This window comes from Caballeronia sp. dw_276, assembly GCF_018449635.1.
Lineage (GTDB): Bacteria > Pseudomonadota > Gammaproteobacteria > Burkholderiales > Burkholderiaceae > Caballeronia.
In genome coordinates, this window is the sequence record NZ_JAAVUV010000003.1 from 41,968 (window position 1) to 65,398 (window position 23,431).

Here is a 23,431-nt window from a genome sequence, read left to right on the forward strand (position 1 = left end):
GCTTCGTGTGGCGGCGCACATCGGCGATAATTGCCTTCATTCTTTCACGTCACTCAACGCTCCCCAAGCCGATGCCGCCAACCGTTTTCATCGTTTCAGATGGCACTGGAATCACTGCCGAAACCTTCGCGCATTCGATCCTCTCCCAGTTCGACCAGAAATTCAGGCTCGTGCGCGTACCTTTTGTCGACTCAACAGAGAAGGCGCACGCAACCATCGCGAAGATCAACGAGGCCGTATCGTTGGACGGCCGGCGTCCGATCGTGTTCACCACGCTCGTCGACAGCGAGTCGAACGAGATCGTGCAGCGTGCGAACGCGCTGGTGCTGAACATGTTCCAGACGTTCATCGAGCCGCTGGAGATCGAGCTCGACATCAAGTCCACGCACGCGATGGGCCGGGTCCACCAGAATGCGGACACGGACGAGTACAAGAACCGGATCGAGGCGATCAATTTCTCGCTGGCGCATGACGACGGCCAGTCCAACCGGAATCTGGAAGACGCCGATGTGATTCTGGTGGGCGTATCGCGTAGCGGCAAGACGCCGACGTCGTTGTATCTGGCAATGCAATACGGCGTGAAAGCAGCCAACTATCCGCTGATTCCGGAAGACTTCGAGCGCGGAAGGTTGCCGACGCCTTTGCTGCCGTATCGGGAAAAGATGTTTGGTCTGTCGATCGATCCGCAGCGACTGTCCGAGATTCGCAACGAGCGTCGTCCGGGGAGCAAATACGCCGCGCTGGAGAATTGCCGGTACGAAATCAACGAAGCCGAAGCAATGATGAAGCGCGAAGGCGTCAAGTGGTTATCGTCGACGCATAAGTCGATCGAGGAAATCGCCACGACCATTCTGCAAGAGATTCGCCTGGAACGGCCTTCGTATTATTAGTGTTGTTTGATGGCCTTGAGCAAAAAGCCGTTTCAACGTGAATTGAAACGGCTTTTTTTATGCGCGTTGCTGCCGGCACTGCTCGAAGATGCACACCGCCGCGGCCGCCGCGACATTCAGCGATTCCATACCGCCCGGCTGCGGAATCGTCACGCGCAGCGCCGCATGATCGCGCCAGAACGTTGAAACGCCCGCGCCTTCGTTGCCCATCACCCACGCGAGCGGCCCGGACAGATCGGTATCGTAGATTGCCTTTGCGCCATGCGAATCGGTGATGGTGATCAGCAGTTCTGGGTCCAGTCGGGTCGTCAACTGCGCTGCCTCGACATCCTCGTAGACGTTCAGCAGAAAATGCGCGCCCATCCCGGCGCGCAATACCTTCGATGACCATGCGTAGACCGTTCCAGGCGCGCAAAACACATGCTGAATGCCCGCCGCCGCCGCGCTTCGCAGAATGGAACCGACATTCCCCGCGTCCTGAACACCATCGAGCACGATGCACGTCTGCGTCACGCGCTCGGGCAACGGCGGCGCGACCCGATCGACCAGCAGCACCATCCCCACGCCGTGCACAACGCTCGACAACTGCCCGAACAAGGCATCGGGCAATATGTGGACACGCGCGGGATCGATCCGCCCGACGATTTCACATGCTTCATCGTGCTGCAAAGCGCCTTCGGTTACCACGCACGTCTCGGGCTGGCCGGCCGCTTGCAGATAAGCATCGGCGAGATGCAGGCCTTCCAGCAACGCGTGACCGCTGCGACGCTGCTGCGCCGTCGATCCGGCGAGCGCCTTCAGCCGCTTGTATAGCGGGTTGTCCCGCGAGGTCAAGGATTTCACTTGGGGATTCAGAACGGAGGTGCGTCGACGCCCTGCTCGGCAGCAGCCGCCGCGAGCAACTCGGGCGCCACGACTGGCAGCACCACGCCGAAGCGCGCGTGCGCTTCACGCACCGGCGCAAACGAACGCCGATGATGCTCGCACGGCCCATGCTCGATCAACGCCCTTAAATGCTGTGGCGTGCCGTAACCGGCGTGGGCGTCGAAGCCATAAACGGGATGTGTATCGTGCAATTGCAGCAGCATCCGGTCACGCGTGACCTTGGCGAGGATCGACGCCGCCGATATCTGCGCAATCAGCGCGTCGCCGCCGATCACGGCGACAGAACGCATCGATAAGGTCGGGCACCGGTTGCCATCTATTTTCGCAACCGTCGGCGTCACCGACAGCCCTTCGACCGCACGCTTCATCGCGAGCATGGCGGCGTGGAGAATGTTGATGGTGTCGATTTCCTCGACACTCGCCGATGCCACGCAATACGCCAACGCGCGGTCAACAATCTTTTCGTACAACTCTTCACGCTTTTTGGCGCTCAGCACCTTCGAATCATCGAGGCCGCGAATCTTCGGCTTCGATGGATCGAAAATCACCGCCGCTGCAACCACGGGGCCCGCGAGCGGACCGCGGCCGGCTTCATCGACGCCGCAAATGATGTCGGACGGCGAATCGAAGTCGAACTCCGGCTGCTTCGCGCGCCTGGTCACAAGCTTGGTCGCGACCTTCGTGACGACGATCTTCGCCATTACCGCGGCCTCCTCGTTGCCAGCACCTGCGCCACAGCTTCCGACGCCCGTTGCGCGGTGTTCTGGCGCAGCACGTGATGCATTTCAGTGAAGATTTCCGTGAGTGTCGCGCGGTTTGCGTCGTCGTTCAACTGCTTGAGGGTTGCATCGGCGAGTGCTTCGGGCGTCGCGAAATGCTGAAGAATCTCCGGCACGACAAAACGCCCCGCCAGAATGTTCGGCAAACCGACATACGGCAAATAACCCTGGCGCTGCATGATCTGGCCAGTCAGCCAAGGCACCTTGTACGAGATGACCATTGGCTTTTTCAGCAAGGCCGCTTCGAGCGTCACCGTGCCGCTCTTGACCAGGATGGCGTCGGCGGCGGTCATCGCAACCTGCGCCTTGCCTTCCGTAATGGTCAGCGCGAGATTCGGATGCGCCGCCACGAGCGGCTGCAGCAATTCGCGCAATGCGGCGGTCGCGGCCGGCATCACGAAGCGCACGCCAGGTTCGCGCTGCTGCATCAGCGCCATCGCTTCGAAAAACGTCGGGCCGATCAACGTGATCTCCGAGCGCCGGCTACCCGGCAACACGGCGATGATCGGACCACCGGCCGTTAAACCCAGCTCGCGCCGGGCGCCGTCGACGTCAGGAACAAGCGGGATTTCATCGGCAAGCGGATGGCCAACATAAGTGGACGCCACGCCCGCCTTCTCCATCAGCGCCGGTTCGAATGGGAACACGCACAGCATGTGATCAACGGCCTTGACGATCTTCTTGATGCGGCCGCCGCGCCACGCCCAGATCGAAGGACACACGAAATGCACGGTTGGTATGCCCGCATCGCGCAATGCGTGTTCGAGACCAAAATTGAAGTCAGGCGCGTCCACGCCGATAAACACCGACGGCGGCTCCGCGAGCAATTGCCGCTTGAGCTCGTTGCGAATGCCGAGAATCTCGGGAATGTGTTTCAGCGCTTCAACATAACCACGGACGGTCAGCTTTTCCATGGGCCAGTGGGCGTCGAAACCAACAGCCGTCATGCGAGGACCGCCGATACCGCTGAATTGCGTACCCGCTGGCAAGCGCGCGTTTAGGCCATCGAGCAGCGACGCCGCGAGCAGATCGCCCGACGGTTCGCCTGCGACCATCGCAACGCGCAAGGGTGCGGGAGCCAGCGTCATAAGGCGCTCGGTCAACGGATGATGCCGCGCTGCGACGCGTCGATAAAATCGGCAAACGCGGTAACCGGCGCATCGCCGTCGCCGCCCGCAGACGCGAGTTCGCGCAACTGCAGCTTCGCTTCTTCAAGCGTCGCGCCGCTCTTGTAGACCAGGCGATACGCCGAACGCAACGCGGAAATGGCCTCGGCCGAAAAACCGCGCCGACGCAATCCTTCCACATTGATGCCATGCGGTTCGGCCTTGTTGCCGGCAGCGATCACGAAAGGAGGAATGTCTTGCACGAGCGCCGACGCGCCGCCCAGCATGGAGTGCGCACCAATCCGCACGAACTGGTGCACGCCTGACATGCCGCCAACGATCGCGTGGTCGCCAATGATTACGTGGCCCGCAAGCTGCGCATTGCTCGACATGACAATATTACTGCCCAACTGGCAGTCGTGGCCAACGTGCACGTAGGCCATGATCCAGTTGTCGTCGCCGATGGTGGTTACGCCCGTGTCCTGAACCGTGCCGGTATGGATGGTCGTGAATTCGCGGATGGTGTTGCGCTCGCCGATCACGAGCCGCGTAGGCTCGTCCCGGTACTTCATGTCTTGCGGCCGGCCACCGACCGACGCGTAATGGCCTATGCGGTTATCGCTGCCCAGGATCGTATGGCCTTCGATCACGCTATGCGAGCCGATGGTCGTGCGCGCGCCGATCTGCACGTGCGGACCGACGATCGCGTACGGGCCGACTTCGACAGATTCGTCGAGCTGCGCGCCCGGTTCGATAATCGCGGTAGGGTGAATCTTGCTCATGCGCCCTCGCTATGTGTTCTGTTGCTTGCCTGCCGCGCGGATTGCCGGGGCTGCTCCCGTTGCTCCGGCTGATCGGATCGCGCCCCAGACATCATTTTTCGATAGCCGTGTTCTTCACTGTACACATCAGCTCGGCTTCCGCTGCGACCACACCGTCCACTTCCGCCACGGCGCTGAACTTCCAGATGCTGCGCATATAGCGCTCGAAATTCACATTCAGGATCAGTTGATCGCCCGGTTCGACCACGCGCTTGAAGCGCGCTTTATCGATACCGACGAAGTAATACAACGTCGTCTCGGGATCGTGCGGCTCTTTTTCCTCGACAAACGTCAGCAGCGCCGCTGCTTGCGCAAGCGCTTCGAGAATCAGCACGCCGGGCATCACTGGCCGTGTCGGAAAGTGGCCCTGAAAATAGGGCTCGTTGATCGACACATTCTTCAGCGCTTTGATGCTTTTGTGCGGCGTGAGTTCGAGCACACGATCCACGAGCAGGATCGGATACCGATGCGGCAGCAGCGTGAGAATCTTGTGAATGTCTAGATTGATTTTTTCGGTGCTCATAGTCGTTCTGCTCGCGCGCTTCACAGCGCGGGTGTTGACTGCGAAGCGCCGTGGATTTCGTCTCGGGCGACTTCGCGTGGGATGGCGGTTTGTACCGTCTTAGAGTGTGTCCGACGTGCTTTCCGGATTGTCTTGCCGCTTCTCGGCCTGCTTCTCGGCCGCGGTTTCCAGCGTCTTGATGCGCTCGCGCAGCTTGTCCAGGTTCCGGACGATGGCCGCGCTCTTGTTCCAGTCCGCGTGGTTCACAGCGGGGAAGGCGCTCGTGTACATGCCAGGTTTCAGCAGGGATTTCGATACGCCCGACTGCGCCGTGACGATCACGTAATCCGCGAGCGTGACGTGGCCGGCAATGCCCACCGCGCCACCGATCATGCAATGCCGTCCTATGTTCGTGCTGCCCGCAATGCCGGCGCAGCCCGCGATCACCGTGTACGCCCCAATCCGGCAGTTGTGCCCGATCTGCACGAGATTATCGATCTTTACGCATTCTTCGATGATCGTATCGGCCATGGCACCACGATCGATAGTGGTGTTTGCGCCGATCTCCACGTCATTGGCGATAACCACCGTGCCAACTTGCGGAATCTTCACCCAGCTCCCGGTACGCGCTTCGCCGTCGCCCACGAAATCGGGCGCAAAGCCAAAACCGTCTGCACCGATCACCGCACCCGCATGCACGATCACGCGTGCGCCGAGCTTGCAGCCATGATAGACGGTCACGTGCGGGTAAAGATGCACGTCGTCGGCGAGCTTGACGCCCTGGCCAATCGACACCCCCGCGTCCAGCTTGACGCGCTCACCGATCACGGCGCCCGCTTCCACGCTGACGTGCGGCCCGATCACGGCGCTCGCCGCGACTTGCGCGGCCGGATGAATAAACGCCGTGGGATGCACGCCCGGTTCGACCGGCGGCGTTGCGAGATCGATGAAGACCTGCGCTACCCGGGCGAAATAAGCGTAGGGATTCGGTGTGACGATGAAGTTGCGCCCTTCCGGCGACGTCACTTTTTCCAGGTCGGCCGGCGATATCAGCACGGCGCCTGCGTGCGTGCTTTCAACCTGCGACAAATACTTTTGATTCGCGAGAAACGCGAGTTGCTCGGGCCCCGCTTTATCGAGCGGCGCAAGGCCGTTCACGCGATGTCCGGCATCGCCCGCAATGTCTCCGCCGAAGCGCTGTGTCAATTCACCTAACGTGATCGCGCTGTTTGATGCCATCCGCTCTACCGCTCCAAATCAGTGCAAATTCAGTGACTTCAGTGATATTTAGTTCGATGCGCCCGGATTCGCCGACAGGCTCGACTGATTCGCCGCCAGCGCCTTCAACACTTGATCGGTGATATCGATACGCGGACTGACATACACCGCTTCCTGCACGATCAGGTCGTAATGCTGCTGCTCGGCGATCTGCTTGATGACCTTGTTGGCACGGTCCAGCACGCCTGCGAGTTCCTCGTTGCGGCGCTGGTTCAGGTCTTCGCGGAACTCACGCTGCTTGCGCTGGAAGTCCTGATCCAGTTGCGACAGATCCCGCTGTTTCGCGGCGCGATCCGCAGGCGCCATACCGGCGCCATTCTTGTCCATGGCGTCCGACATGGTTTTCAGACGCGCCGCCATGTCCTGCAAGGCCTTGTCGCGCTTCGAAAACTCCTGTTCGAGCTTCGATTGCGCCGCCTTGGCCGCTGCCGACTCGCGCAGAATGCGGTCGGAATTGACGGCTGCAATCCGGGCCTCTTGCGCGTCTGCGGTAGCCACGCCCATCAGTCCAAATGTCACCGACATCAAAAGCGCCAATGCCACATGTTTCGAAAGCTTACCGGTTCGCAAAGTCTTCCTCACGTTACTTATTTACGTCGCTTGATTTACGTTGCTGCTCAAGTTGTTTCGTCTCGACCCGGTTTTTGCCGCAGCGCGAACCAGGCCGTCAACACTGTTCAAACCGGTCTTAGAACGCCGTACCGATCTGGAACTGGAACTTCTGATACTGGTCGCCTTCATGTTTCTGCAGCGGGAAACCCAAGCTCAGCTTGAGCGGGCCGATTGGCGAGATCCATGCAAGACCCACACCATAACCATATCGCAAGCCATTCGCGCCACTGGTCGTACCGCCCTGACCCGGATCGCCCCAGACGTTACCACCGTCCAGGAACGTGAACACGCGCAGCGTGCGGTCATAACCGGTGCCCGGCAACGGGAACGTCAACTCGATGTTACCCACTGCCATGCGCGAACCGCCGATCGGGTCGCCCGTGGTCGTGTCGCGCGGACCGAGCGAGCTTGGTTCATAACCCCGAACCGAGCCGATACCACCCGCATAGTAGTTCTTGAAAATCGGGTATGTCTGGCCCTTCAGGCCCTTACCGTAGCCGCCTTGCAGGTTCAGGCCCAGCACGAAGCCGCGAGCGAACGAATAGTAATACTGCGCTTGCGCGTCCACCTTGACGTAGGTGGTGTTACCCGCAGGCGTGCCGTATTCAGCGTTCGTTTGCGTGTAGTAACCGCGGCTTGGAACCAGCGCGCTGTCACGATTGTCACGCGACCAGCCCACCGTCACCGGCACGTTGTTCACCACGCGGCCGAACTCGTTGACGTAGTCCTTGTAGCTTTGCGGCGTCGACGCATCCACGTCCAGCGTGTTCTGCTCGAGGCCCGCGCCGAAGTAGACCGTGTCCTGCTCCGAGAATGGAATGCCGAACTTCAGGTCACCCCCGACCGTCACGATCTTGAAGCTCGAATCCGTGGAGTAATAGAGCGGCTGATACGTGCGGTAGTACAAGTCGGTAATGCGCTTGATACCGTCGATGGTGAAGTACGGATCGACCTGGGTAACCGTCAACGTCCGGTACGTCTTGGCCGTATTGATGTTGACCGAGAGGCTGGTACCCGAACCGAACACGTTGTCCTGCGACACGCCGGCCGAAAGCACCACCTTGTCCGTCGATGAAAAACCCGCGCCGAGCGTAATTGCGCCGGTCGGCTTTTCAGCAACCTTCACGTCCACGTCCACCTGGTCATTCGTGCCTTCCACCGGAATGGTCGTCACGTCGACGTCGGTAAAGTAACCAAGACGATTCACGCGATCCTTCGAGAGCGCGAGGCGACTCGAATCGAACCACGAGCTTTCCAGCTGACGCATTTCGCGGCGCACGACTTCGTCGCGCGTACGCGTGTTGCCGACAATGTTCACGCGGCGCACATAAACGCGGCGGCTCGGGTCGACGTTGAGCGTCAGGTCGACGGTATGGTTGGCTTGATTGATCTGCGGTTGGGCATTGACCTGGGCGAACGCATAACCATACTCACCCAGCTTGTCGACGATCGCCTTGGTGGTCGCCTGCAGCTTTTCAGCCGAGAACCGATCGCCTGCCTTGATTTTGATGAGCTTGTTCAGTTCGGCCTGGCGGTCGAGCAGATTGCCCGAAAGCTGGATGGCGCTGATCTTGTATGGCTCGCCTTCGTGCAGCGAAACCGTGAGGTACATGTCCTTCTTGTCCGGCGAGATGGACACCTGAGTCGAGTCGATGTTGAACTCGAGATAACCGCGGTTCAGGTAATACGAGCGCACGTTTTCAAGGTCGCCCGTGAGCTTTTCCTTCGCGTACAAGTCGTTCTTCGTGTACCACGAGAACCAGTTCGGCGTGGAAAGCTGCATCTCATCGCGCAGCGTGCTCGTGCTGATCGCCTTGTTGCCGATGAAGTTGATCTGGCGGATCTTCGCGCTCGGACCTTCAGCCACCGAAAACAGGATCTGCACGCGGTTGCGGTCGACCGGCGTGACCGTGGTCGTGACTTCCGCCGCATAGAAACCGCGCGTCAGGTACTGACGCTTGAGTTCCTGCTCGGCCTTGTCGACGAGCGCCTTGTCGTACGAGCGGCCCTGCGACAGACCGACCGAGCGCAGCGCCTTGATCAGGTTGTCTTTTTCGAACTCGTGGATGCCGGAGAAATCGATCTGCGAAATGGCCGGACGTTCCTGCACCTGCACGACCACCACGTTGCCCTGTGTTGCAATCTGGACATCGTTGAAGAAGCCGGTTGCATAAAGCGCCCGAATGGCTTCGGAGGCCTTGTCGTCGGTGAACGTGTCGCCCTGCTTGATGGGCAAGTAGGCGAAAACCGAGCCGGGTTCGATGCGCTGAAGGCCGTCAATCCGGATGTCCTGCACGACAAACGGCGTTGTCGCGTGCGCCGCCATGCCGGTAGCGGCCAATGCTGCGGCCACAGCCGACTTAGGAACAAAGCGATGAGGTTTGAACAACGTGCTTCCCCAGTGTGTATAGCTGCATCGAGCCGGACCGCGTTCGTTCAAGCGCCGCCGGACAAGATGAAAAGGATCAATATGAATCGGAAACCGGATCAAAAGCGAATCAGCCGAGCGAGGTCGTTAAAGAGCGCAATTGCCGACAAGGCGACGATGCAAACAAGACCCGCTCGCTGCAAAACCATCTGCCAGCGATCTGACACGGCTTTGCCTGTTGCGGCTTCAACCAAATAATATAACAGATGCCCACCGTCAAGAACCGGAATCGGTAACAAGTTCAACACTCCGAGGCTAATACTCACGAGTGCGAGGAAAGACAGAAACGCTGACAAGCCGAGGCGCGCGCTTTTGCCTGCATAGTCCGCGATCGTCACGGGTCCTGAAAGATTCTTGAGCGAAGCTTCGCCCGTGATCATCCGGCCAAACATGCGCAGCGAATAGATGCTGATGTCCCAGGTCCGCTTCGCGCCGAGCTGCACGCTTTCAAGGGGACCGTAGCGTACATCGACTGAAGGAATGCGCGTGGCCAGTGAAGCACCAATGCGGCCAACGTTGCGGTTCGTGGTGGCATCGGCCTTGAGTTCCGGCACGATCTGAACAGCGCGCTGCGCGCCGTTGCGCTCGACCGTCAACGAAACCGGCGTGCCCGGACGATGCTGAACATAGTCGATGAAACCCATGGCGTTGTCGATCTTCTTGCCATCGATCGCGCGCAGTACGTCGCCCGCCTGAAGGCCGGCCTTCGCTGCCGCGCTACCCGCCTCCACGCCCGCCACCGACAACGTGCCGCCGCCCGGCTCGAAGCCGAGCTTGTCCATGAAGTCCTGATCGATGTCCTGGTCGTCGACCTTGCCGACCGTCACCGGGAAGTCGAACGTGCCTTCGCTTGTCTTGGCCGCGAGCACGACACGGCGCTGGTCGAACGATGCATCGAGCAGTTTCCAGCGCAGGTCGGACCATGAGCGAATCGGCAATGTGTCGCCGGTTGCGCCGCCGCCAGGCGTCATGTCGCGCATCGAAACAACCGTCTCACCGCCTTCGAAGCCGGCTTTTGCGGCGACCGTGCCGGCAGCCGGCGTTGCGAGGATCGCCGCCGGCTCGGACACGCCTGCGGCAAACACGCCGGCGAACAACAGGATGGCGAGAATGAAGTTGAAGACCGGGCCCGCCGCAACAATCGCGATGCGCTTGAATACCGACTGGCGATTGAACGCATGCGGCAAATCGGCTTCGGGAATGGTCGCTTCCGACTCCCGTTCGTCGAGCATCTTTACGTAGCCGCCAAGCGGTAGCGCCGAGATGGTCCACTCCGTGCCCGTGGTCTTGCTAACCCACTTCACGAGCGGCTTGCCAAAGCCGACCGAAAATCGCAGGACCTTCACGCCGCACAGCCGGGCGACGCTGAAATGGCCAAATTCGTGGACGACGACCAGCACGCCGATAGCCACGACAAACGCAACGATTTCAGTCAGGAAGTTCATGTGCGTCTCAATGCAGGACGCGTTCGGCTTGCGGCGCGTCCATGGTCAACAAGGCCGAGAACTCGCCCGCGAGACGTCGCGCTTCGGCGTCGGCGGCGAGCACTTCATCGAGCGTCGATGCGTTGCCGTTCGGCATGGCATTCAACACGCGCTCGACCACTTCGCCAATCGCCATGAAGCCGATGCGGCGCGTAAGAAACGCCTCGACCGCGACTTCGTTGGCCGCGTTGAGCGCAGCGCTCGCCGTGCCGCCGGCTTCCAGCGCCGTGAGCGCGAGCGCGAGACACGGGAAACGCTTGAGGTCGGGCTTCTCGAAGGTGAGCGTTGCGATTTGTGCGAGATCGAGTTGTGCGACACCCGAATCGACACGATCCGGAAACGCCAGCGCGTTCGCAATCGGCGTGCGCATGTCGGGGTTGCCGAGCTGCGCGAGCACGGAGCCATCGACGTAGGAGACCAGCGAATGGATCACGCTTTGCGGATGGATCAGCACCTCGATGCGCGATCCCGGCACATTGAACAGCCAGTGCGCCTCGATCACTTCCAGGCCTTTGTTCATCATCGTGGCGGAATCGACGGAGATCTTGCGGCCCATCGCCCAGTTCGGATGCTTGCAGGCTTCGTCGGGCGTGACGTGCTTGAGCGACGCCGGGTCGCGCGTGCGAAACGGTCCGCCCGATGCGGTCAGAATGATCTTCGATACCCCGCCGTGCAGCGCGACTTCTCGCGGCAAACACTGGAACACGGCGTTGTGCTCGCTATCGACCGGCAGCAGGATCGCGCCGTTATCGCGCACGGCGTCGATAAAAATCTGCCCCGACATGACCAGAGCTTCCTTGTTCGCGAGGAGAATGCGCTTGCCGGCGCGGGCGGCCGCCAGCGTGGGATTCAGACCCGCAGCGCCGACGATTGCAGCGACCACCGTGTCACAACTCTCGCTCTTCGAGATATCAACGAGCGCTTGCGGACCGTAGCTCACCTCGGTCTTGCAACCCTTTTCATGCAGTGCAGCCGCAACGTTGGCGGCGGTAGCGGCGTCTCCCACAACGGCCACTTCTGGCTGGAACTGCAGGCATTGATCGACGAGCTTGTCGCCGTTGCGATGCGCGCTCAGCGCGTAGACCTTGAACCGGTCGGGATGCCGCGCCACGACATCGAGCGTGCTCTCGCCGATCGAGCCCGTTGAACCGAGCAGAGTCAGACGTTTTTGCATAAATCCTTCTTTAGCGGGCTGGCCGGATCAACCGGCCGCCAATTTAGCTTCGATTTGGCCCATCTGGCTGCGCTTTTTAGCCGCTCACGCGCCGAACGATCCGAGCAACAGCAATGCGATCGGCAATACGGGCAACAAAGCGTCGATCCGGTCTAGCACGCCGCCGTGTCCCGGCAGCAATCCGCTCGAATCCTTGACGCCGGCCTGGCGTTTGAGCAGCGACTCGAACAAATCGCCTATCACGCTGAACGCGGTCAGCACAGTCAAAGAGAGCAACGCCCCGGGCCAGCCGAGATGCTCCACGAGCGCCGTATAAAGAGTTGGCGCAAAAACCATCGTCGCAGCAGCCACGGAACCGACGATCATCACCGCCAGCCAGCCACCGGCCGCACCCTCGCGCGTTTTGCCCGGACTGATGGACGGCGCGAGCTTGTGACGGCCAAACGCTTTTCCGGCGAAGTATGCGCCAATGTCGGCCAGCCATACGACTAGGAGAAGCGATAGCACGAATGCTACGCCTACCGTGCGCGCCGCGACCAACGCGTGCCAGCAGGCCACAAACGTAACAATTCCGGCAAAAAGCAGGAAAACGCGCCATGCGCCTTCGGCCAGCACGGGCTTGCGGGCGAGCGCAAACGGCCCAGCCAGCACCCAGAAAATCGCGGCCATCTGATACAGGGGTTTGTAACCGAGCCCAAGCCGCGTGCTGGCGACCAGAGCCACACCCGCGATCACCGCATACACCACCGGTGATCCGCCACCGAGCTTCAGGAGGCGCGCCCATTCCCAGGCCGCGAAAATGACGACGACCGCAATCAGCGCAGCAAAAGCGCCCACCGGCGCGAAGAAAGTGATTGGCAGAAGCACTGCCAGCAAGACGATTGCCGTGATGACACGGGTCTTTAGCATGAAAGAGTATCGGCCTTCTGCGATTGCGGTTCGAGTTGCGCGCTCGTGCGCCCGAAGCGGCGTTCACGCTCGCCATACGATTCGATCGCGCGCGCAAGCGCTTCGGCGTCGAAGTCGGGCCAGTAGGTATCGGTGAAATAAAACTCGGTGTAGGCGAGCTGCCACAGCAGGAAATTGCTGATGCGCTGTTCTCCGCCCGTACGGATGAAGAGATCCGGCTCGGGCGCATAGGCCATGGCCAGATGCTGCTCGAACGACGCTTCATCGACAGGAACGACGCGCCCTTCTTCCACCGACTGTTCGGCCAGCTTTTTGGCGGCCTGCATGATGTCCCAACGCCCGCCGTAATTCGCCGCGATGGTCAGCGTCAGGCGGGTATTGCGCGCCGTCTTGGTTTCGGCGCGCTGGATCAGCGCACGAATACGATCGTCGAACATGGAGGTGTCGCCCACCACGCGCAAACGGATGCCGTTTGCGTGGAGCTTGCCCACCTCACGCTCGAGCGCCGTCACGAACAGGCGCATGAGGAACGAGACTTCGTCCGTCGGACGCCGCCAGTTTTCGGAACTGAAAGCAAACAACGTCACGAACTGGACGCCCTGGCGCGCGCAGCTTTCGACCGTCGCCCGCACGGCATCGACGCCGCGCGTGTGGCCCGCTACGCGCGGCAGGCGCCGCTGCGTTGCCCAACGGCCATTGCCGTCCATGATGATCGCGATATGGCGCGGGACTGCCGCGACATCGGGCACGCGAACGGTAGAGCTGGTATAGGTCATGGCCGCTGAATCTTAGTATCGACAGAGTGACGCGCCGGCACGACGCAAGAGACCGGGATCGGTCTCAAACCGTCATGATTTCGGCTTCTTTCGACACGACCAGCTTGTCGATTTCCGCGACGTTTTTGTCAGTGAGTTTCTGGACGTCATCGCTTGCACGACGCTCGTCGTCCTCGGAGATTTCCTTGTCCTTCACGAGCTTCTTCAGTTGCTCGTTCGCGTCGCGGCGCAAGTTGCGAATCGCGATCTTGGCGTTTTCGCCCTCGCTTTTCACCACTTTAGTCAGTTCGCGGCGGCGTTCTTCAGTCAACGCGGGCATTGGCACGCGGATCTGATCGCCCTGGTTCGACGGGTTCAGGCCCAGATCCGAGTCACGAATCGCCTTTTCCACCACCGGCACCATCTTCTTTTCCCACGCCTGAACGCCAATCGTGCGAGCGTCGATCAACGTCATGTTCGCGACTTGCGAGATAGGTACGCTCGAGCCGTAGTAATCCACCTGGATATGGTCCAGCAAACCCGTATGGGCGCGGCCCGTGCGAATCTTGGCGAGATCGTTCTTGAACGCTTCGATCGACTTCTGCATCTTTTGGTCGACGCTCTTTCTAATGTCAGCCACACTCATTTCAGCCTCCGTACTTGCTTTGTTACACGCAGTGCAGGCATGCGGGGCGCCGGTCCCGCAGAACCCGCGCTCGGCGTCACGCCTGCGTTCCTAACTTACCGCGAGAGTTTACACGTGGACGAGCGTACCTTCGTCGTCGCCCTGGATGATGCGCTTGAGCGCCCCCGGTTTATTGATTGAGAAGACCCGGATAGGCAGCTTCTGGTCGCGGCACAGCGCAAACGCCGTCGCGTCCATGACCTGCAGGTTTTTGCCGATCGCTTCGTCGAAGCTGATCGTGCTGTAACGCGTGGCGCTCGCATCTTTCTTGGGATCGGCAGAATATACACCGTCCACTTTCGTCGCCTTGAGCACGACTTCCGCGCCGACTTCAGCACCGCGCAAGGCAGCGGCGGTATCGGTGGTGAAGAACGGGTTGCCGGTGCCCGCCGCGAAAATCACGACTTTTCCTTCTTCGAGCTGACGAATCGCGCGCGGGCGAATGTACGGCTCGACCACTTGGTCCATGCGCAGCGCGGACTGCACGCGCGCCTCGATTCCAGCGTGGCGCATGGCGTCTTGCAAAGCGAGCGCATTCATCATGGTGGCGAGCATACCCATGTAGTCGGCTGTCGCACGGTCCATGCCGGCCGCGCCACCCGCCACACCGCGGAAAATATTACCGCCGCCGATTACGACAGCGAGTTGTGTTCCCATGCGCACCACTTCCGCAACATCTGCCACCATCCTTTCGATTGTCGCGCGATTGATGCCGAAGGCATCGTCGCCCATTAGTGCTTCGCCGGAGAGTTTGAGGAGTACGCGTTTGTAGGCTGTGGGCATATGAGATTTCCGGTTTCGCGCCGAGAGGGAGTGCAACAACGTAGAACTGTAGGGGTGAAACGATATTTACGGCAAGCATCCCATATTGGGCAAGCCGCGGCGGCATAACGGGTTGACCCCGGTTTGCCCATCCGGCGCGGTTTTGGCCGCTATGAGGGTGCGGAACGAGCGTTCCTCGATGGGAACGCCAGACCCGCATCCGACTGCTTTTTGAAACTGTGACAACACGGCGGCGAACTATGCATCGGTCGAGCGGCCCGGTTGAAAGGGCCGGCTGAGCTGTGATTGCGAACGCCCGCCACCGCTTGAAACGTGAAGCTTGATACGTGATTCTTAGCCTTGCTTTGCTGCGGCAACTTGCGCGGCCACTTCTGCGGCGAAGTCGTCCGTACGCTTTTCAATGCCTTCGCCGACCACGAACAGCGCAAACTTCTGAACCGATGCGCCTGCTGCCTTCAGCATCTGCTCGATCGTCTGCTTGTCGTTCTTGACGAACGTCTGGTTCAGCAATGAGACTTCCTTCAGATACTTCTGCACGCTGCCGTCGACCATCTTCGCGACGATTTCAGCCGGCTTGCCCGATTCGGCAGCCTTTTGCTCAGCAATGCTGCGTTCCTTGGCGATCAATTCTGCCGGAACGTCGTTCGACGACAGCGACACCGGCTTCATTGCTGCAACGTGCATGGCAACGTCCTTGCCAACCTGCTCGTCCGCACCCGTGAACTCGACCAGCACGCCAATGCGCGTACCGTGGAGATACGAAGCCAGCTTGTTAGCGGATTCAAAACGCACGAAACGGCGCACCGAGACGTTTTCACCGATCTTGCCGATCAAGGCGAGACGCACTGCGTCAACTGTCGAGCTTTCCAGCGGCAGTGCCGACAAGGCAGCTACGTCAGCCGGATGGTTCTTGGCGATCAATTCGGCAACCGTCTTGCCGAAAGCCAGGAAGTCGTCGTTCTTCGCGACAAAGTCGGTTTCGCAGTTCAGCTCGACCAGGACGCCCACGCCGTCGGCGATGTGCGCTGCGATGATGCCTTCAGCCGTCACGCGCGATGCCGCCTTGCTCGCCTTGTTGCCAAGCTTCACGCGCAGCAGTTCTTCAGCGCGGTCCATGTCGCCATCGGCTTCGGTCAGCGCCTTCTTGCATTCCATCATGGGCGCGTCGGTCTTTGCGCGCAGTTCTGCCACCATGCTTGCGGTAATTGCCGCCATCATTTGCTCCTTGAGTCTGTGCCGCGCCTTGAGGCACGTAAATCGCACTATTGACACGCGCCGCCGGCGATAAACGCCCGCGGCCAGAATGGGGTACTGCCACTACTTCAACACTATTCGATGACCCGCATGTTGCTCAGCGCTTCCTGAGGCTGGCTAAAAAAAGGGGGCCTTTCGCAAAGCCCCCTTTCTTGCCGGCCACATCACACCGGCGTCATCTTTCGCAAATTACGCTTCTGCGTTGACTTCAACGAACTCGTCGCCTTCACCGCTGCGAACTGCTTGCACCACTTCGTTCACCGCGTTCGAACGGCCTTCCAGGATCGCGTCGGCCACACCTTGCGTGTACAGCGCGACAGCCTTGCTGGCGTCGTCGTTACCCGGGATCACGTAGTCGATGCCTTCCGGCGAGTGGTTCGTGTCAACCACGGCGATAACCGGAATGCCAAGCTTCTTGGCTTCGGTCACGGCAATCTTGTGGTAACCGACGTCAACCACGAAGATTGCGTCCGGAATGCCGCCCATGTCCTTCACGCCGCCAATCGACTTCACCAGCTTGGCCATTTCGCGTTCGAACAGGAGCGCTTCCTTCTTGCTCATGCGTTCCGTTTCACCGGCTTCCAGCGCTGCTTCCATGTCCTTCAGGCGCTTGATCGATACTTTCAGCGTCTTGAAGTTGGTCAGCATGCCGCCGAGCCAGCGTGCGTTCACGAAAGGCATGCCAGCGCGTTGCGCTTCTTCTGCCACCGTGTCACGCGATTGGCGCTTCGTGCCAACGAACAAAATCGTGCCGCGATTTGCTGCCAGTTGACGCACGTACTTGAGCGCGTCGTTGTACATCGGCAGCGTTTTTTCGAGGTTGATAATGTGAATCTTGTTGCGATGACCGAAAATGAACGGAGCCATCTTCGGGTTCCAGAAGCGCGTTTGGTGACCGAAGTGGACACCGGCTTCCAGCATTTGACGCATTGTTACTGCCATGAGAGTTCTCCGCGAGGGTTGGGTCTTAAGCCGGCTGCCGCATCGGGCGCCTCGTGTTTCTTAGCTTTTCGAGGCGTCGGACACCCTGGGTGCGCCGGCTTGCGATTCAAGTCCGAATCTCTTTTCAAGCGCCCGTTCGTAGCGGCTTTCCGGGAAAACCGAGTTTTCAGGAACGCCGCATTGGAAAGACAATTGCAAAGTTGATACAGACTTAGCCAGCGAGTATATCACGCACCAATGCCGCGATTCAAGCTGCCTGACAGACTGCAAGGAGTCGGATCAAGGCGGTTTTTTTGGCCTGCGGAGGTCGCCGGTGCCGCGCCAGGCGGCGCTTTTGGCGGACACCGCGCCGGTTTTCCGCTGCGGCGCAGCGCCTAAAGTGCGATAATGCGCGATTGGCTCTGCAAGCCGCTTACACGCATTTTTGATCCAAGTCATGTCCATTACGCTGAAAAACGACCACGATATTGCGCAAATGCGCATCGCCTGCCGGCTCGCGAGCGAAGTGCTCGATTTCATCACACCTCACATTGTTGCGGGCGTGACGACCGGCGAACTGGATCGCCTTTGCCATGAGTACATGGTGAAGGAACAGGGCACCGTGCCCGCACCGCTGAATTACCAGCCGCCGGGCTACCCGCCCTACCCCAAGGCCACCTGCATCTCGGTCAACGACGTGATTTGCCACGGCATTCCCGGCGACAAGGCGCTGAAAAACGGCGACGCGCTGAATATCGATATCACGGTGATCAAGGACGGTTATTTCGGCGATACCAGCCGCATGTTCCTTGTCGGCGAAGGATCTATCCTGGCGAAGCGCCTGGTGCAGACCACCTTCGACTGCATGTGGCTTGGCATCGACCAGATCAAGGCGGGCGCGCATCTAGGCGACATTGGCTATGCCATCCAGAAACATGCCGAGGCGCAAGGTTACAGCGTGGTGCGCGAATATTGCGGCCACGGCGTGGGCAAGGTGTTCCACGAAGACCCGCAAGTGCTGCACTACGGGCGTCCTGGTACGGGCATCGAGCTGCAGGCCGGGATGATTTTTACCGTCGAACCCATGATCAACGCCGGTCGCCGCGATATCCGGACCATGCCCGACCAGTGGACCGTGAAGACGCGCGACCGCAGTTTGTCGGCGCAATGGGAGCATACGGTGCTCGTTACGCCCACGGGCTATGAAGTTCTGACCGTATCGGCGGGTACGCAGGCGCCTTCCGAGCTGATCGCCGCAACGGCCTGAGTTATCGACTGAATTTTCGATCGCGTTGTCGAATTACCCGAGAGGAACCCGGTCTCTCGCGGGACCGTTCAGCAACGCCCGGCGCATGAAAGACGGCGAAAACAGCGTTTTGCCGAATGCAACGTTCTTCCACTGACCTCACGATCACTACGATCCCCTGCCCATGAGCGTACCTGCCGACGCCCCGCCTATCGCCGACTCGCTGAAAGCCTCGTACAAGACGGCGAAAGCCGCGTTGCTCGAGCGCTTCAAGAACGCGACCAATGTGGATGGCCTGATGCACGCCCTCGCGCGCGCCACCGACGACGCCCTTAAGGGCGCGTGGGACGCGTGCGAGATGCCGGCATCGGCGGCGTTGCTGGCGGTCGGCGGCTACGGGCGCGGCGAACTCGCGCCGTATTCGGACATCGATATCCTTGTCTTGCTGCCCGATCACGAAACACCCGATCACGTGGAAACGCTCGGCGCACGTATCGAAAAGCTGATCGGCATGGCATGGGATCTCGGGCTCGAAATTGGCAGCAGCGTGCGCTCGGTGTCGCAGTGCATCGATGAAGCCAGCAACGACATCACTATTCGCACGTCGCTGCTCGAAGCGCGCCGGATCGTGGGCAACGAGAAACTGGTCGATGCCTTCGAAGCGCGCTACCAGCAAACGCTCGATCCGCGTGCATTTTTCCAGGCCAAGGTCCTGGAAATGCGTCAGCGCCACGCCAAGTACCAGGACACACCGTATAGCCTCGAGCCAAACATCAAGGAAAGCCCGGGTGGTTTGCGCGATCTGCAACTGATCCTGTGGATTTCGCGTGCAGCGGGCTTTGGCAGCAGCTGGCGGGAACTGGATTCGCGCGGGCTCATCACGGAGCGGGAAGCGAGCGAACTGCGGCGCAACGAAGGTTTCCTGAAGACGCTGCGCGCACGCCTGCACGTAATTGCGAAACGGCGGCAGGACATTCTTGTATTCGATTTGCAGACCGCGCTTGCGGAAAGTCTCGGCTACAAGGCGACATCGTCGAAACGCGCCAGCGAACAACTGATGCGCCGCTATTACTGGGCCGCGAAAGCCGTTACGCAACTCGCCACCATCCTGATCCAGAATGTGGAAGCGCAACTGTTTCCATCGACGAGCGGCGTGACGCGCGTGTTGAACGAGCGCTTCGTCGAGAAACAGGGCATGCTCGAAATTGCCAGCGACGACGTATTCGAGCGCCAGCCGAACGCGATTCTCGAAGCGTTCCTGCTGTATGAGCAGACGCGCGGGGTCAAGGGTTTATCGGCGAGAACGCTGCGGGCAATCTACAACGCGCGCGACCTGATGGACCGCGACTGGCGGCGCGACCCCGAGAACCGGCGCCTGTTCATGGCGATCCTGCAAGCGCCCGAAGGCATCACGCACGCGCTCCGCCTGATGAACCAGACGAGCGTGCTCGGCCGTTATTTGCTGAACTTCCGGCGCATTGTCGGGCAAATGCAGCACGACCTGTATCACGTCTACACCGTCGATCAGCACATCCTGATGGTGTTGCGCAATATCCGCCGTTTTGCAATGGCCGAACACGCGCACGAATATCCGTTTTGCACCCAGCTCATGGGCAATTTCGAGCGCTCGTGGGTGCTGTACGTGGCGGCGCTTTTTCACGATATCGCGAAGGGTCGCGGAGGCGATCACTCCACGCTCGGCATGGCCGACGCACGGCGTTTTTGCCGCGATCACAACATGAACGCCGACGACAGCGATCTGGTCGTATGGCTTGTCGAGCAGCACCTGACCATGAGCCAGGTCGCGCAGAAACAGGACACGAGCGATCCGGAAGTCATCAAGCAATTTGCATCGATGGTGAAAACCGAGCGCCGGCTGACCGCGCTTTATTTGCTGACCGTCGCCGATATCCGCGGTACCAGCCCCAAAGTCTGGAATGCGTGGAAAGGCAAGTTGCTCGAGGATCTGTACCGCGCGACGCGCGCCGTGCTCGGCGGCGCCGAAATGCACGCACATTCGGAACTCAAGTCGCGCCAGGAAGACGCGCTTGCGTTGCTGCGCCTTGAAACCGTGCCGGAACACGCCGAGAAAGCGTTGTGGGACAAGCTGGACGTCGGCTATTTCCTGCGCCACGACGCCGCCGATATCGCCTGGCAAACGCGCGTGCTTTATAAACACGTGGAGAGTGAAAAGCCGATCGTGCGCGCGCGTCCGTCGCCGATTGGCGCAGCGCTCCAGGTGCTCGTGTATGTGAAGGACCGTCCCGATTTGTTCGCCGGCATCTGCGCTTACTTCGATAAAAACGGACTTTCCGTCCTCGACTCACGCATCACCACGACCCGCCACGGCTACGCGCTCGACAATTTTCTGGTCGCGCATCCGGACCATGACGGGCATTATCGCGACATCGCAAATCTCGTCGAACAGCAGTTGAGCACCTTGCTGACCGCCGAGGGCATCTTGCCGGAACCATCGAAGGGACGGGTTTCACGGCTGGTGCGCACCTTCCCGATCACGCCGCGCGTGGATTTGCGTCCCGACGAACGTGGTCAGTATTACATCCTGTCCGTGTCGGCCAACGACCGGCAGGGCCTCCTTTATTCGATCGCGCGGGTTCTCGCCCAGCACCGGATCGGCGTCCATGCGGCGCGGATCAACACGCTTGGCGAACGCGTGGAAGACGTGTTCCTGCTCGACGGCAAAACCCTATCCGACAACCGGACGCAAATCCAGGTCGAAACCGAGCTGCTGCGCGCGATCGCAGCCTGAGAATCTATGCGCGTCAAACTGACAGCGAAACATCCGCGACCGGCATCGCCGGCGCGTTCCCCCGTTCGTACGGGCAGCGTTGCCGGACGGAAAAAACCGCCTCGGGCGGAAGCGCCGAGCGGGGACCGGCCCGATCGGCCGGCTACGCCGCGTGGTGATCGTGGACCACGTCCGTCATTCGGCGATCGCGGCGCGCCACGTGGTGATCGTCCTTCGGGCGATGGCGAACGTCGTCCGTTCACGCCGCGTGGCGATGCGCCGCGTGGTGATCGTGGACCACGTCCGTCATTCGGCGATCGCGGTGCCCCGCGTGGTGATCGTCCTTCGGGCGATGGTGAGCGTCGTCCGTTCACACCTCGCGGCGATGCACCCCGTGGTGATCGTGGACCGCGTCCGTCATTCGGCGATCGCGGCGCGCCACGTGGTGATCGTCCTTCGGGCGATGGCGAACGTCGTCCGTTCACGCCGCGTGGCGATGCGCCCCGGGGTGATCGTGGACCTCGTCCGTCATTCGGCGATCGCGGTGCCCCGCGTGGTGACCGTCCTTCGGGCGATGGCGAACGCCGCCCGTTCCCGCCGCGTGGCGATGCGCCGCGCGGTGATCGTGGACCGAGGCCTTCTTTTGGCGATCGCGGTGCTCCGCGCGGCGACCGTCCTTCGGGCGATGGTGAACGTCGTCCGTTCACGCCTCGTGGCGATGCGCCGCGTGGTGATCGTGGACCGAGGCCTTCGTTTGGCGATCGCGGCGCGCCGCGCGGTGACCGTCCTTCGGCCGATGGCGAACGCCGTCCGTTCACGCCTCGTGGCGATGCGCCGCGTGGTGATCGTGGACCGAGGCCTTCGTTTGGCGATCGCGGCGCGCCGCGCGGTGACCGTCCTTCGGCCGATGGCGAACGCCGCCCGTTCAGCCCGCGCGACGATGCGCCGCGTGGTGCGAGCAGCGATCGCACGCCCCGCCCGTCGTTTAACGATCGCGGCGGTCCGCGTGGTCCGAACGCCGACCGCGGTCCCCGTCCGTCTTTCGGCGATCGCGGCGCCCCCCGTGGCGATCGTCCAGGCGGTGATGGCGAACGCCGCCCGTTCAAACCCCGTGAAGATTCCCGTGGCCCAGGAAGCGATCGCGCGCCGCGCCCGTCGTTCAACGACAACGGCGCACCGCGCCGCGAACGCAACCACGCGCACGATGGCAGCCCGCGTCCGGCCTCCTTCGACCGTCAGCGACCTACGGGCGAGCGTCCCTACGCGAAACGCGAGGCATCGCCAGAACGCTTCGGCGATGAGCGCAAACCTGCGCGCAAACCAACTGCAAAACCTTCGAAACCCCGCGACGCCGACGCGCCGCCCTCACCGGCCCGCATCGCGCGCGAAGGTGAAGACGGGCTCGTGCGCTTATCGAAAGTGATGTCGGAACTTGGCCTCTGCTCCCGCCGGGAGGCCGACGAATGGATTGAAAAAGGCTGGGTTCTGGTCGACGGCGTGGTCATCGATACGCTTGGCACCAAGATCCGTCCCGACCAGAATATCGAGATCGCTCAGGCCGCGCACGCCGCGCAAATGCAGCAGGTGACCATCCTGATCCACAAGCCGGTCGGCTACGTTTCGGGCCAGGCGGAAGACGGGTACCAGCCGGCGGTTACGCTGGTCAATCCGTCGAATCACTGGGCAGATGACCAGTCCGGCATCCGCTTTTCGCCGACGCATCTGCGCACGCTCGCGCCGGCGGGACGCCTGGACATCGATTCGACCGGCCTGCTCGTGCTCACGCAGGATGGCCGCGTGGCGAAGCAACTCATCGGCGGGCATTCGGAAGTCGATAAGGAATATCTCGTGCGCGTCAAATTCGGCGAGCATGAACTCGATATCGAATCGCGCTTCCCGCCCGAAAGCCTCGCGCTGTTGCGCCACGGCCTGTCACTGGACGACGTGCCGCTCAAGACTGCACAAGTGAGCTGGCAAAACGGCGAGCAGCTTCGCTTCGTGCTGCGCGAAGGCAAGAAACGTCAGATCCGCCGGATGTGCGAGCTGGTCGGCCTCGAGGTAGTCGGGCTGAAGCGAATCCGGATGGGACACGTGACCTTGGGGGCGTTGCCGCCGGGACAATGGCGTTACCTCGGCGCAGACGAGGCGTTTTAAGCGACTCCGACCGAGC

21 protein-coding genes are annotated in these 23,431 nt (G+C 61.0%); 5 read left to right on the forward strand and 16 right to left on the reverse strand.

The features are described 5' to 3' along the window. The first annotated feature begins 71 nt into the window (after nucleotides 1-71). Nucleotides 72-890 carry a pyruvate, water dikinase regulatory protein gene (locus HB633_RS06080; RefSeq protein WP_056352720.1) on the forward strand — a complete coding sequence of 273 codons (819 nt, stop codon included), beginning with the start codon at nucleotides 72-74 and terminating at the stop codon, nucleotides 888-890. A 57-nt stretch (nucleotides 891-947) separates the two neighbouring features. Here HB633_RS06080 and HB633_RS06085 read toward each other — a convergent pair whose 3' ends face one another. From HB633_RS06085 to rpsB, 16 genes are all read right to left on the reverse strand, one after another. Continuing rightward, nucleotides 948-1,733, reverse strand: a complete 786-nt coding sequence (locus HB633_RS06085) for an RNA methyltransferase (protein ID WP_213777248.1) — start codon at nucleotides 1,731-1,733, stop codon at nucleotides 948-950. Between the two features lie 8 nt (nucleotides 1,734-1,741). Next, a complete protein-coding gene (gene rnhB / locus HB633_RS06090) occupies nucleotides 1,742-2,476 on the reverse strand; it encodes a ribonuclease HII (RefSeq protein WP_213777249.1) in 735 nt (244 codons plus the stop codon). Beyond that, the gene (lpxB, locus tag HB633_RS06095; RefSeq protein ID WP_213777250.1) at nucleotides 2,476-3,642 is read right to left on the reverse strand and encodes a lipid-A-disaccharide synthase; all 1,167 of its coding nucleotides are present in this window, start codon (nucleotides 3,640-3,642) and stop codon (nucleotides 2,476-2,478) included. The genes rnhB and lpxB overlap by 1 nt, the downstream gene beginning before the upstream one ends. A gap of 11 nt (nucleotides 3,643-3,653) precedes the next feature. Then, complete coding sequence (gene lpxA, locus HB633_RS06100; RefSeq protein ID WP_213777251.1) at nucleotides 3,654-4,442, reverse strand: acyl-ACP--UDP-N-acetylglucosamine O-acyltransferase; 789 nt, start codon at nucleotides 4,440-4,442, stop codon at nucleotides 3,654-3,656. A gap of 91 nt (nucleotides 4,443-4,533) precedes the next feature. After that, nucleotides 4,534-5,004, reverse strand: a complete 471-nt coding sequence (fabZ, locus tag HB633_RS06105) for a 3-hydroxyacyl-ACP dehydratase FabZ (RefSeq protein WP_213777252.1) — start codon at nucleotides 5,002-5,004, stop codon at nucleotides 4,534-4,536. Nucleotides 5,005-5,103: 99 nt separating this feature from the next. Beyond that, nucleotides 5,104-6,222: a UDP-3-O-(3-hydroxymyristoyl)glucosamine N-acyltransferase gene (lpxD, locus tag HB633_RS06110; protein WP_213777253.1), complete on the reverse strand. Its 1,119-nt coding sequence runs from the start codon at nucleotides 6,220-6,222 to the stop codon at nucleotides 5,104-5,106. 48 nt (nucleotides 6,223-6,270) lie between these two features. Continuing rightward, a complete protein-coding gene (locus tag HB633_RS06115) occupies nucleotides 6,271-6,786 on the reverse strand; it encodes an OmpH family outer membrane protein (RefSeq protein ID WP_056352969.1) in 516 nt (171 codons plus the stop codon). A gap of 163 nt (nucleotides 6,787-6,949) precedes the next feature. Then, entirely contained in the window at nucleotides 6,950-9,262 is a 2,313-nt protein-coding gene (bamA, locus tag HB633_RS06120) for an outer membrane protein assembly factor BamA (RefSeq protein WP_213777254.1), read from the reverse strand. A 98-nt stretch (nucleotides 9,263-9,360) separates the two neighbouring features. Then, nucleotides 9,361-10,746: an RIP metalloprotease RseP gene (rseP, locus tag HB633_RS06125; RefSeq protein WP_213777255.1), complete on the reverse strand. Its 1,386-nt coding sequence runs from the start codon at nucleotides 10,744-10,746 to the stop codon at nucleotides 9,361-9,363. Nucleotides 10,747-10,753: 7 nt separating this feature from the next. Continuing rightward, entirely contained in the window at nucleotides 10,754-11,959 is a 1,206-nt protein-coding gene (locus HB633_RS06130) for a 1-deoxy-D-xylulose-5-phosphate reductoisomerase (RefSeq protein WP_213777256.1), read from the reverse strand. Nucleotides 11,960-12,043: 84 nt separating this feature from the next. Continuing rightward, a complete protein-coding gene (locus HB633_RS06135) occupies nucleotides 12,044-12,868 on the reverse strand; it encodes a phosphatidate cytidylyltransferase (RefSeq protein WP_213777257.1) in 825 nt (274 codons plus the stop codon). Next, on the reverse strand, nucleotides 12,862-13,644 hold the full coding sequence (gene uppS, locus HB633_RS06140; RefSeq protein WP_213777258.1) for a polyprenyl diphosphate synthase: 783 nt from the start codon (nucleotides 13,642-13,644) through the stop codon (nucleotides 12,862-12,864). The genes HB633_RS06135 and uppS overlap by 7 nt, the downstream gene beginning before the upstream one ends. A gap of 64 nt (nucleotides 13,645-13,708) precedes the next feature. Then, entirely contained in the window at nucleotides 13,709-14,269 is a 561-nt protein-coding gene (gene frr / locus HB633_RS06145) for a ribosome recycling factor (RefSeq protein ID WP_056352706.1), read from the reverse strand. A gap of 108 nt (nucleotides 14,270-14,377) precedes the next feature. Then, complete coding sequence (gene pyrH / locus HB633_RS06150; RefSeq protein WP_056352704.1) at nucleotides 14,378-15,091, reverse strand: UMP kinase; 714 nt, start codon at nucleotides 15,089-15,091, stop codon at nucleotides 14,378-14,380. A 333-nt stretch (nucleotides 15,092-15,424) separates the two neighbouring features. After that, nucleotides 15,425-16,306, reverse strand: a complete 882-nt coding sequence (tsf, locus tag HB633_RS06155; protein ID WP_056352702.1) for a translation elongation factor Ts — start codon at nucleotides 16,304-16,306, stop codon at nucleotides 15,425-15,427. Between the two features lie 228 nt (nucleotides 16,307-16,534). After that, nucleotides 16,535-17,287: a 30S ribosomal protein S2 gene (rpsB, locus tag HB633_RS06160; protein ID WP_056352701.1), complete on the reverse strand. Its 753-nt coding sequence runs from the start codon at nucleotides 17,285-17,287 to the stop codon at nucleotides 16,535-16,537. A 436-nt stretch (nucleotides 17,288-17,723) separates the two neighbouring features. On the opposite strand from rpsB, the gene map reads away from it, so the two are divergent. The 4 genes from map (at nucleotide 17,724) to HB633_RS31125 (ending at nucleotide 23,415) form a co-directional block, all read left to right on the forward strand. Continuing rightward, nucleotides 17,724-18,533 carry a type I methionyl aminopeptidase gene (gene map, locus HB633_RS06165; protein ID WP_056352699.1) on the forward strand — a complete coding sequence of 270 codons (810 nt, stop codon included), beginning with the start codon at nucleotides 17,724-17,726 and terminating at the stop codon, nucleotides 18,531-18,533. Nucleotides 18,534-18,696: 163 nt separating this feature from the next. Beyond that, on the forward strand, nucleotides 18,697-21,282 hold the full coding sequence (locus HB633_RS06170; RefSeq protein ID WP_213777259.1) for a [protein-PII] uridylyltransferase: 2,586 nt from the start codon (nucleotides 18,697-18,699) through the stop codon (nucleotides 21,280-21,282). 151 nt (nucleotides 21,283-21,433) lie between these two features. Then, the gene (locus HB633_RS31120; RefSeq protein ID WP_346730276.1) at nucleotides 21,434-22,684 is read left to right on the forward strand and encodes a hypothetical protein; all 1,251 of its coding nucleotides are present in this window, start codon (nucleotides 21,434-21,436) and stop codon (nucleotides 22,682-22,684) included. Beyond that, on the forward strand, nucleotides 22,684-23,415 hold the full coding sequence (locus tag HB633_RS31125; protein ID WP_346730277.1) for an rRNA pseudouridine synthase: 732 nt from the start codon (nucleotides 22,684-22,686) through the stop codon (nucleotides 23,413-23,415). The genes HB633_RS31120 and HB633_RS31125 overlap by 1 nt, the downstream gene beginning before the upstream one ends. Nucleotides 23,416-23,431: the final 16 nt, after the last annotated feature.